Below are 11,571 nucleotides of genomic sequence, written 5' to 3' on the forward strand. Positions count from 1 at the left end.
AAAGAAAGTGAACGGTCTGTCAGCCATGAATGCATTTATCTGTATATCTGGGAAGATAAAAAAGCAGGTGGTGAGTTATACCTACATCTGCGCCGACACGGTAAGAAATATCACAAGCGCAGTCATGGTAAAACAAACCGAGGGCAAATAAAAAATCGCGTTAGCATTGAAGAACGTCCACAAATAGTTGATGAGAAAGGTCGTATCGGAGATTGGGAAATAGATACCGTTATAGGTAAAGGTCATCGAGGCGCCCTTGTTACCATTGTAGAGCGGGTCACCCAATTCACTGTATCAACTCAGGTGGCAGGCAAAACAGCACAAGCCGTCACTGCGGCGACGATAGAACTATTAAGGCCATATAGGTCAGCGCTTCATAGCATCACGGCTGACAATGGAAAAGAGTTCGCTTATCACGAGCAAATCACAGAGGCTTTAAGTGTACCTGTTTATTTTGCTCACCCTTATCACTCATGGGAGCGCGGATTGAATGAAAACACGAATGGATTACTACGCCAGTATTGGCCGAAGAGCACAGATTTTAAGACGGTAACACCAGCGCAAGTTATACCAGTACTTGAGCAACTTAATAATCGTCCGAGGAAGACACTAGGATTTGAAACGCCTGCAAAATTGATGCAGGATCACTTGGCGGCTAAAGCCGCCTAAACGTTATGCACTTCAGATTTGAATCCGCGTTACATATTTTTGTACTAATACAAAAAATAGCGGCACAAAGAAAATAACTAGCAAGGTCGCTGACAGCATTCCTCCCATAACAGATGTACCAATGGCATGTCTTGCATTAGCTCCTGCGCCGGTACTAATAACCAACGGTAATACGCCTAAAATAAAGGCCATTGAGGTCATAATAATCGGGCGTAAACGCATCCGACATGCTTGTATTGCAGCGTCCATTACATTTGCCCCTTTATCCATTAGCTCTTTTGCAAATTCGACAATTAAAATCGCATTTTTTGCAGATAACCCAATGGTGGTTAATAACCCGACCTGAAAATAGACATCATTTTCCAAGCCTCTAAAGTAAGTAGCAACTAAAGCCCCTAATACGCCCAGCGGAACAATTAAGATAACGGATATAGGAATACTCCAGCTTTCATACAATGCCGCTAAACATAAAAACACCATGAGTATTGATACACCATAAAGGATAGGAGCTTGATTTCCTGCTTCTAACTCCTGATACGACGTCCCCGTCCAACTAACAGTTGTATCTTGGCTTATCTGACTTGAAATTTTCTCGATTGCAGCCATTGCATCACCGGTACTGTAACCAGGTGCTGCTTCTCCCACTATTTCAAATGCTGTATTACCTTTATATCTGATTAATTGTGGTGAACCTTCTTCCCAATGAGATGAACTAAACGCATTAATAGGAACCATGTCGCCATCACCATTTCTTACATACCAGGCGTTAACATCATCAGGTGTCATGCGGTACTGCGCTTGCGCTTGAATATATACTTTTTTAGAACGCCCTCGGTCAATAAAGTTATTCACATACGACGATCCCCACGCAATGGATAACGTATTATTAATGTCGTCAAAACCGATACCCAGAGCTTTGGCTTTTTCGTAGTCAATATCGAGCACAAACTGTGCATTATCTTCAAGCCCATTAGCTCGTACTTTTTGTAATGCAGGGTCTTTATTTGCTTCTTCAAGTAACTGATTACGAATCTTTAATAGCTTTTCATGACCAATACCTGTCATATCTTCTAAATAAAAATCAAAGCCGGTTGCATTGCCAAGCTGGCGAATTGGCGGTGGATTAACCGCAAATACAGACCCTTTTTTGTAATCTTTAAAATGCGCCATAGTACGCTCAATAATTGCATCAACACTGTGCTCTGTATCAGTTCGTTCTGACCAATCTTTTAGGCCTATTAAAGCCATTGCTGCGTTTTGGCCCTTACCTGAAAAGTTAAAGCCTGATACCCCAAAAACAGTATCTACAGTCTCTTTTTCATTTTCTTGGTAGTAACGTGTTATGTCTTTCATCACTTCTGCTGTTTGCTTTAGCGTAGACCCATTTGGTAGTTGCACCATTACCGTAAAATTACCTTGATCTTCATCGGGTAAAAATGAGCTAGGTAATGATTGGTAAATAAAGCCACACGCTACTAATAGCAAAGCGTAAACAGATAATGAACGAAGTGGACGCTTTAATACCTTCCCTACCGATACGTTATAGTAGCCAGCTAACGTATCAAATCCTTTGTTGAAGGTTTTAAATACCCAGTATTCTTTGTGCTCATTCTTTGTTGTTGGTGCTTTAAGTAACGTAGCGCACAGCACTGGCGTTAAAATAAGAGCCACAATAACCGACAGCACCATTGCAGAAACAATCGTTACAGAAAACTGACGGTAAATAGCCCCTGTTGAGCCATCCATTAATGCCATAGGAATAAATACCACCGCTAACACTGTGGTAATACCCACTAAAGCACCTGTAATTTGGGTCATTGATTTACGTGTTGCGTCTTTTGCTGATAAACCTTCTTCGTGCATTAAACGCTCTACGTTTTCAACAACAACAATTGCATCATCAACAAGTAAACCTATGGCAAGTACTAGCCCGAACATGGTTAACGTATTTAAGCTAAATCCAGCGAGTGACATAACACCAAACGTACCAAGTAATACTACGGGTACTGCAATGGTAGGAATAAGTGTTGCGCGAAAGTTTTGTAAAAATAACAACATAACAAAAAACACTAAAACAATGGCTTCTATTAGGGTGTACACAACCTCTTCAATTGATAACTTAATGAACGGTGTTGTATCCATCGCTTTTGCTACTTTTAAGCCACTAGGAAAGCTTTTTGAAAGCTCTTCAAGTTTGGCATCAACGTTTGCTTGTGTATCAAGCGTGTTTGCGCCGGATGCAAGCGTTACACCAATACCCGATGTACCTTGCCCATTAAAGATAGGAATAACACTAAAGTCTTCACTCGAAAGCTCTATTTTAGCCACGTCTTGTAGGCGTACTTGCGAGCCATCGGCATTTACTCTCAAAAGAATATTTTTAAATCCGTCAACGCTTGTTAATAAGCTTTGCGCTTTAATAGTGGCATTAAATTGTTGCTCGTCTGTTGAGGGTGCCCCCCCTAATTGTCCCAATGTTACTTGTGAATTTTGCTTAGCAACTTCAGCGTAAACATCACTTGGGGTCATTTTTAAACTGTTAAGCTTGCCCGGATCTAACCAAATTCTCATCGCGTACGATGGGCCAAATACATTTACATCACCCACACCGCTCACACGACTAATCGGGTCTTTAACGTATGAATTTACGTAATCTTGAATATCGCCGGTACTCATGCTGTTATCAGGTGAATAAATAGCAATCATAGAAATAAAGCCTGAGGTGTTTTTACGTATAGATACACCTTGTGCTTGTACTTCTGATGGCAAACTATTTTCGACTTGTGATAAGCTATTTTGCACTTGAACTTGCGTGACACTGTCTTCAACTGCTTTTGCCGAAGCTCCAGGGTAAGAAGTGCTTATTTCAATTGCTGGTGGCGCAATTGTGGGATACTGGGCTATTGGCAATGAATTAATTGCAAAAATACCACTTAGCATGATCACAATAGCAATCACCCAAGCAAAAATAGGTCTATTAATAAAAAATGCAGACATATTAAACCTCAACTATTGGTCAGAAGTAGACGTTTGGTCAATCATCACAGCAGCACCATCTTTAAGCTTTAAAAAGCTATTAATGATCACTTTATCGCCGTCATTTAAACCTTGTTTTATTTCCCATTGGGTGCCTATTTCTTGGCCCAGTTCAACGTCTTTTTTAATCGCTTGATTATCTTCATTTACAACGTAAACATAAGGCGCACCGTTTTGGCTGCGAATAATAACGCTTTGCGGGAGTAACTTAATATTTTGCATTACCGGCCCCATAATTGTGGCTCGCACAAATATACCTGGCAGTAATTCTAAAGTGGGATTTGGCATAATTGCACGCAATGTTACGCTACTTGTTGATTGGTCAACCGTAATATCTAATGACTCAAGATAACCCTGTGTTGGATACGTACTGCCATCTTCAAGTTTAATTGTAACTGGAACTACGATATCGTCTTTTTTCTCTTGCCCTATAAGCTCTTTGCGTATTTTTTGCAGCGCTAATGATGACTGAGTCATATCAATATAAACTGAGTCAAATTGTTTAATAGTCGTTAAGTACGATGCTTGTTCTGCAGTTACCAGCGCCCCCTCTGATACAGTTGATATACCAATACGGCCTGAAATTGGCGCTTTAACTTGAGTATACGATAGTAAAATATTGTTATAATCTAAATTAGACTGAGCTACATTTACTTCTGCAGATGCTTGTTCATAACTTGCCTCTGCATCATCTAAATCTTGCTGGCTAACTACTTTATTTTTTGCCAATTCTTGATAACGAAGCAATGTTTTTTTAGCCACTTTTTGATCAGCTTGTGCTTTTTTGACACTCGCTTGTGCGTTATTTACATTTGCTAGGTAAACAGCCGGATCGATTTGATAAAGCACATCGCCTTCTTTTACTTCTTTACCGTCGGTAAATAATCGACTTTTAATAATGCCGCTTACTTGAGGACGTACCTCAGACTCTTTAATTGCAGATACACGACCAGGTAATTCAACCGACGGCTGATACGTAATCGACTTAAGCTCAATAACATCAACCTTAACAGCATCATTTTTATTATCTGGTAAGTTTTTAACCTCGCCACAGGCGCTTAGTGTTAAGACAATAATTAATAAGTTCGGTATTAAAAATAAGTTGCGAAATGCTTTCATCACTCTTTAATCTCTTTGCTTTAATTAGGAATACCTCATTATTGATACTAAAAGAGGGGCAAATATGGAGAAAAGATGGAGATTGTTTTATTTGATTCCGAAACCGCAAAATAAAATATAAACTAACGTTCATTTATAGGTTGTAGGTTAAAAGTTTATGCGCTTAACTATTTTTTCTAAGTTGTTTTTATCACTTTTTACTACCAGTTTGTTAATGGTAATTGGGATCTTACTATTTACCAATTACAGTTTTAATAAAGGATTTCAAAGCTATATAAACCAAACTGAGTTACAAAACCTATCAAAACTTACCAAGCCCATAGCAGAATTTTATGATGATAAAACAGGCTGGACACCCTTAACTTCAGACTTACAACATTGGAAGCAACTATTTACTAATATTGGTGAGCCACCGCCACCACGACCAATTATTAGTCTCGATATTAAACGCAGTTTTAAATATTCAAAAGAAGATGGTATTCGGCCTCCAAGCTATCGCGCTTTTGTACTTGATGTAAATGATAAATGGGTTATTGGCACGTTACCTCCAACTAACGATCCTACCTCTAATATTGCTAGAATTCCGATAATAAAAAACACAAAAATTATTGGTTGGTTAGCCATTGAGCAAACTAGTTATGTTGTTGGTCCATTGTCTGGCAGTTTTTATAATCAACAAAAACAAAACCTCTATTTAATAATAGGGTTAGCAAGTATATTTTCATTAATATGTGCTGTATTTTTAGTTCGTCATTTTTTAGCCCCATTAAAACAATTACACCAAGGTGCCCTTACATTAGCAAAAGGCGATTTTAATACCCAAATTGCAACCAAAGGCAAAGACGAAATTGCCGAGCTGGGCAACGCTTTTAACTCGCTTTCGATCAGTTTAAAACAACAAAAAAGTACCCGAGAACAGTGGATCACTGACATTTCTCATGAACTAAGAACCCCTATTGCCGTATTACGCAGTGAAATAGAAGCCATTCAAGATGGTATTCGTACACCTGAGCCTAAAAACATCGATTCAATGCACCAACAAGTTCTAAATTTGGGTAAGTTAGTAGAAGATTTATATGTACTTTCTAAATCCGAAGCCAATATCTATAGTATTAAATTAAAACCCACCAGCCTTAATGAATTAATAAGCAGCGTAATGTATAGCTTTGAAGCGCGTGCACAAGCAAAAGGATTAACATTAGAAAGTGACGACTTAATGCATCGTGAGGTAATTTTACTTTTAGATGAAGACTCAATTCGTCAATTACTCGTTAATATATTCGAAAATAGCATTCGTTATACCGACGGTCCTGGTGTGATTAAAGTAAGTATAAAAAATAAAAAAGAGACCGTTGAACTATGGATAGAAGACAGCTCGCCATCAGTACCCCTAGCTGAATTAGATAAGCTATTCGACCGCTTATACCGAGTTGATCAATCACGTAGCAGAGAGTTTGGTGGCTCCGGTTTAGGTTTATCTATTTGTAAAAATATTATTGAACAACATAATGGTAGTATTAGCGCAAAAGTTTCGTCATTAGGCGGTATAGCGATGATTATTAGCTTTAAAAAACAATATAATAAAGGTCACTAATATGAATTTTAAAGATAACACTCATACAGTACTGATTGTTGAAGATGAGCCTACACTTGGACAAATATTATCTGAATATTTACAGCAATCTGGATTTAATACGCACATAATTGCAGAAGGCTTAACCGTTATTGACTGGATTAAAGCGCATAAGCCAAACCTCGTGATATTAGATCTCATGCTACCTCATCGAGATGGACTAGATATATACAGAGAGCTTAGAACATTTAGTGATGTACCCGTCATTATGGCTACAGCAAAAGTAGAAGAAATTGATCGTTTACTCGGGTTGGAGTTAGGTGCTGATGATTATATTTGTAAGCCCTATAGTTCAAGAGAAGTCGTCGCCAGAGTTAAAAATATAGTCAGGCGAAATACCCCAAAATCACAAACTCAAAACTTAATAGTAAATGAAGACACGATGACTGCTCACTACTATCAAAAAGCATTACAACTTACGCCTGCAGAATTTAAGTTGCTTCACTTTTTATTTAATCATCAAGACAAAATATACAGCCGTAATCAGTTGATGGATAAAATATATCAAGACAGCCGCATTGTTACTGACAGAACAATAGACAGCCATATAAAAAACTTACGCCGAAAACTTCATTAAATAAATGATGAGTCCGAATGTATTAAATCTATTTATGGCATGGGCTATAAGTTTGAAAACTAAATTGAGCCCAGATGAGAGTGTTCAACAACGCCATAACGTTTTTACGATTAAACCTGATGTATTACATTATTTTGGAGTTTTAGTGTGAAAGTAGAGCAACCTTTTTTAGGTAAAGCCGGCACGTTATTGTTTTTAGTTATTGTGAGTGCCTTTCCGCCTTTAACTACCGATTTATATTTACCTGCCTTGCCAACTATGGTCGAAAAGTTAAGTACTAATCAGGCAATGGTTAACTTAACGCTTAGCGTTTACTTTGTAGCTTATGCTATTGGATTACTATTTTGGGGACCATTAAGCGAAAAGTTCGGCCGCAAACCAATATTAATGCTTGGCTTAGGTGTTTACGTTGTTGGTAGCTTGCTTTGTGCACTTGCGAATCAAGTTGAAATGCTTATTGGTGCTCGATTAGTGCAAGCCTTTGGTGGCAGCGCCGTAACTGTTGTAGCAACGGCTATTGTAAAAGATTTATACGATGGTCGAGAGCGAGAAAAAATAATAGCCACCATTATGTCGTTAGTGATTATAGCCCCTATGGTTGCACCTGTAATTGGCGCATTATTATTAAAAGTAGGCTCTTGGCATATGATGTTTTACACACTGGCTGGTTTTGGCACAATGTCGATGTTATTTGCTCTTTCTTATCGCGAATCGTTACAAACCAGATATACAGGCTCGATAATACAATCTTGGGGACGATTAGGCGTTGTTATAAAAAATCCTCATTTTCTTTCTTTACTCGCTATTTTTACTATTCCCCCCATGACACTAATGGCATTTTTAGCGGCTGGTTCGTATATTTATATTGATGGCTTTGGCTTATCGGAGCAAACTTTTAGTTATGCGTTTGCCGCTAATGCGTTTTGTGCATCGTTTGGTCCTAGTATTTATATGAAGCTTTCTCAAAAAATATCAGTGAAAAAAATAATTACTATCTGCTTTATATTACTCATGTTGTGCGGCGTACTTACTCTTACTTTTGGGCACCTTTCACCCTGGATTTTTGCAAGTATTGCAGCTCCCGCCACACTCATGGTTATTGTTACGCGCGTACCGGGTACTAATTTAATGCTAGATCAGCAAACTAGCGACACGGGCTCAGCTGTTGCGGTTATTCAATTTTGTTCAATGATTGCAGGAGCAACGGGCATGATGCTGGTATCAATTCGCCCAGATGAGCTTATAAGTGACTTAGGTATTATTCAGTTAAGTATCGGCACTATTACTTTGGTTTTATGGTTACTGGTAAAAAATAAATCGTACGTGATAAACAATCTATCTAAAACTTAAACAACCTGAATTCTGGTTAAGATAATTTCTAACATATTGAATCATAGTAATATTTTAATTTATTTCTTTTTAACCAAAAATCGCCGATGAAAAAAGGTGAATTTACGTGGCAATAACTAGCCTGTTGCAAGTAAATTCAACGCAGTTAGCGCTGGAAACAGCTGCTTGAAATAGATTTATTATCAACAGTTCAGGTTACATTCTATGTTGCAAAAAAACGCTCCATAAAGGAGCGTTATTTAAGCGAGTTCAACTAATGTTGGTTTAAGCTGATAGCGGTATATCTTGCACTACAGATGCTTTTTTCATACTGCCTTCTTGCTCTAAGCGAATATGCCAGCTAAACGCTTCTTCAAGTAAATGAGGGGTGTGCCCACCACGCTCACAAGCGCGCTCATAATAGTCTAACATCGCTTCGCGATATTCTGGGTGCACACAATGCTTAATAACTTGTACAGCACGCTCACGCGGTGCTAAACCGCGTAAATCAGCTAAACCTTGCTCAGTTACTAATATATCAACATCATGCTCGTTGTGATCAACATGGCTAACCATAGGCACTACGCTTGATATTGCGCCATCTTTAGCAATCGACTTAGTCACAAATATAGCTAAATGAGCATTACGAGCAAAATCACCAGAGCCGCCAATACCATTCATCATTCGTGTGCCACAAACATGCGTTGAATTTACGTTGCCATACATATCAAACTCAAGTGCGGTGTTTATTGCAATAATACCTAAACGGCGCACTATTTCAGGGTGGTTCGAAATTTCTTGAGGGCGTAACACTAGCTTGTCTTTGTATTGTTCTAAATTATTAAATACTTGCGCGTTACAACGCTCAGACAACACAATTGAGCTGCCCGATGCAAAACTAAGCTTACCTGCGTCAATTAGGTCAAACGTCGAATCTTGTAATACTTCAGAGTACATTGTTAGGTCTTTAAAGTCAGAGTCGAGTAATCCCATCATTACAGCATTTGCAATATTACCAATGCCTGCTTGTAGCGGACCTAAATTAGCTGGCAATTTATTTTGAGCCACTTCTTCTTTAAAAAAGCTAACTAAATGGCGCGCAATAGCGGCGGTGTCTTCATCAGGGTCGGTAACGGTAGAAAACGAATCACTTTGATTAGTAAAAACAATACCAACAATTTTTGCAGGATCGATAGGAATTGCAGTACTACCAATTCGGTCATCCACTTTAACTAACGGCATTGGTTGGCGAGTAGGACGATACGAAGGAATGTATATATCATGCAAACCTTCAAGATTCGGGTTATGCAGCATATTAATTTCAACGATGACTTCTTTGGCAAAAATAGCAAAACTCGCTGAATTACCAACCGATGTAGTAGGCACAATATGCCCTTCTTCGGTAATGGCAACGGCTTCAATNCAGCCACATCAGGCATGGTTAATTGATGGTTACGTAAATGCTCAACCGTTTCAGATAAATGCTGATCAATAAACATTACTTCACCGTTATTAATCGCTTTACGTAAAGTGCTGTCTACTTGAAAAGGCATGCGACGCGCTAAAATACCCGCTTCTGTTAGTAGCTTATCAAGATCATTACCGAGTGATGCGCCTGTCATTAAATTTATTTTTATTGGATTTTTTTTGACTTGCTCAATTAATGCTCTGGGTACTGCTTTAGCTTCTCCGGCACGAGTGAAACCACTCATCCCTACAGTCATTCCATCTTTAATAAATTGGCTTGCCTGCTCTGCTAACATTACTTTTTGATGCAGGCTACTATTACGAATACGTTCCAAGTGCATACTGAGCTCCTCTCTAAATTTGACGTTATTCTAAGCCTAACTTCGTACTACACAATCTAGACTTAAGTCGTATTTACTGAGCGAGGATGAGCAACATATTAAAAAGGGAGTTAATTTTACTATTTGTTAATATTATTACATACTTTTTGATGATGTTTTTAACAAAAATGACATAGCTATCTGTAAAGTAATCCATAAAATAAATAGAATTTACTAAAATAATGAAATATTTTTTGAAGGATAAATTTTATTAGTTTAAACACCCAAATGAGGAATTTGGGTGGCAGTCTTATCAGCCACATCTCGGCACACACGTCACAAACTGTGGCTGNCGGGCCTGACCAGGTTCGCCTGCTAGTGTTGCGAGAGGACCAATAAGACTACCATTGAGGGCCTTGGTTGGCGCGGGAAGGATTATCTCTACTTTTGCTCTGTTATTCAAGGGATAATCGAAAAAGAAAGTGCGATTGCATACTTCATATACAATCGCAGCGTATTTAGCTATTTTAGTGCGTATTAATTGCTCTCTAACTGCGCTTTTATGTTACGAAGAGCCGCTTTTACTTTTTTCATGTTTTCTGGACCCATGCGTAAAAGTTGTTTTTGAGCAGCCGGTAAATCTTCCCATTCTGAAAACGCATACTGAAAAGTTACCGAATCACGTAATAGCGGCAGTTCACCTTCTGGCTCTGGCGTATCAAGTAATAAATCGATTGCGTCTGTTAAAGTTTGATTAAACTCGTCATCACCGTAGCCAATCTCAGTGTATGCGCTATTAATAAGCGGTTTGTATTCATCGTACATACGCACGGCTTGTGCTGCACTCATACTCGTAAATATTTTTACGTACGGTGTGTAGCGCTCATAACTATTAGGATCAATTGTTAAAATATCACCTTCGGTTACGGTAAATTTCTCTTCTGGTTTGACTACTGGAGTGTGTTTTGCAGCAACTTTGCCTTTTGCTAGATTATCTATAAACACAACACCACGGCGAATTACATCGTCGGTTACCATTAAGCTCATTACTGAGTCACTCAGGTATTCATCCATTTTTGCTACAACAACTGAGTCGCTTTCATCAAGTGTTGGTAATGGTTTAACCTCTGGTACTGGCTCGGCAGGGCGCTGAGTAGGTACGGTCATTTCAGTCGGCTTTTCTGGGGTTACTGATGGTGCATCTACAACGGGATCATTTTCTGGTTTAATCTCCATCATCGGCTGCTCTTCAACAGTTTGCTCTACTTCGGTACGTGTTGAAGTCTCGTCGCTTGGTTTTAGCAATACAAAGGCTGCCGCACATGCTACTACTATTAAAATAATAACGGCAAAAAGAAGATTGTTATTAGGTGGACGTTTTTGAACATCTGACGCTTCTGGTTTATCTGACATACGAACTC

At 38.7% G+C, this 11,571-nt stretch carries 7 protein-coding genes, 1 other RNA gene and 1 pseudogene; 4 read left to right on the plus strand and 5 right to left on the minus strand.

The window, feature by feature from the left end; translation table 11 throughout:
- On the plus strand, nucleotides 1–669 hold a 669-nt coding region (locus L647_RS0118610), incomplete at its 5' end, for an IS30 family transposase (RefSeq protein WP_024610111.1).
- Between the two features lie 12 nt (nucleotides 670–681).
- Here the strand turns inward: L647_RS0118610 and L647_RS0118615 are convergent.
- Both L647_RS0118615 and L647_RS0118620 read right to left on the minus strand, forming a co-directional pair.
- Entirely contained in the window at nucleotides 682–3,666 is a 2,985-nt protein-coding gene (locus L647_RS0118615; RefSeq protein WP_024612377.1) for an efflux RND transporter permease subunit, read from the minus strand.
- Between the two features lie 12 nt (nucleotides 3,667–3,678).
- On the minus strand, nucleotides 3,679–4,824 hold the full coding sequence (locus L647_RS0118620; RefSeq protein ID WP_024612378.1) for an efflux RND transporter periplasmic adaptor subunit: 1,146 nt from the start codon (nucleotides 4,822–4,824) through the stop codon (nucleotides 3,679–3,681).
- A gap of 157 nt (nucleotides 4,825–4,981) precedes the next feature.
- On the opposite strand from L647_RS0118620, the gene L647_RS0118625 reads away from it, so the two are divergent.
- The 3 genes from L647_RS0118625 (at nucleotide 4,982) to L647_RS0118635 (ending at nucleotide 8,384) form a co-directional block, all read left to right on the plus strand.
- Nucleotides 4,982–6,418, plus strand: coding sequence for an ATP-binding protein (locus tag L647_RS0118625; RefSeq protein WP_024612379.1), 1,437 nt, complete (start codon nucleotides 4,982–4,984; stop codon nucleotides 6,416–6,418).
- 1 nt (nucleotide 6,419) lies between these two features.
- Nucleotides 6,420–7,034, plus strand: coding sequence for a response regulator (locus tag L647_RS01000000124555; protein WP_076917064.1), 615 nt, complete (start codon nucleotides 6,420–6,422; stop codon nucleotides 7,032–7,034).
- A gap of 147 nt (nucleotides 7,035–7,181) precedes the next feature.
- Nucleotides 7,182–8,384, plus strand: a complete 1,203-nt coding sequence (locus tag L647_RS0118635; protein WP_024612380.1) for a multidrug effflux MFS transporter — start codon at nucleotides 7,182–7,184, stop codon at nucleotides 8,382–8,384.
- A 264-nt stretch (nucleotides 8,385–8,648) separates the two neighbouring features.
- Here L647_RS0118635 and L647_RS01000000124560 read toward each other — a convergent pair.
- From L647_RS01000000124560 to L647_RS0118645, 3 genes and pseudogenes are all read right to left on the minus strand, one after another.
- A pseudogene (locus L647_RS01000000124560) lies at nucleotides 8,649–10,171 on the minus strand (acetyl-CoA hydrolase/transferase family protein).
- A gap of 287 nt (nucleotides 10,172–10,458) precedes the next feature.
- Nucleotides 10,459–10,548: signal recognition particle sRNA small type (ffs, locus tag L647_RS1000000125440), an RNA gene on the minus strand.
- A 139-nt stretch (nucleotides 10,549–10,687) separates the two neighbouring features.
- Entirely contained in the window at nucleotides 10,688–11,563 is an 876-nt protein-coding gene (locus L647_RS0118645; protein WP_024612381.1) for a DUF3014 domain-containing protein, read from the minus strand.
- Nucleotides 11,564–11,571 lie beyond the last annotated feature (8 nt).

Origin of the sequence: Pseudoalteromonas sp. TB64, assembly GCF_000498095.1 — a bacterium.
In the GTDB taxonomy this organism is placed as follows: Bacteria; Pseudomonadota; Gammaproteobacteria; order Enterobacterales; family Alteromonadaceae; genus Pseudoalteromonas.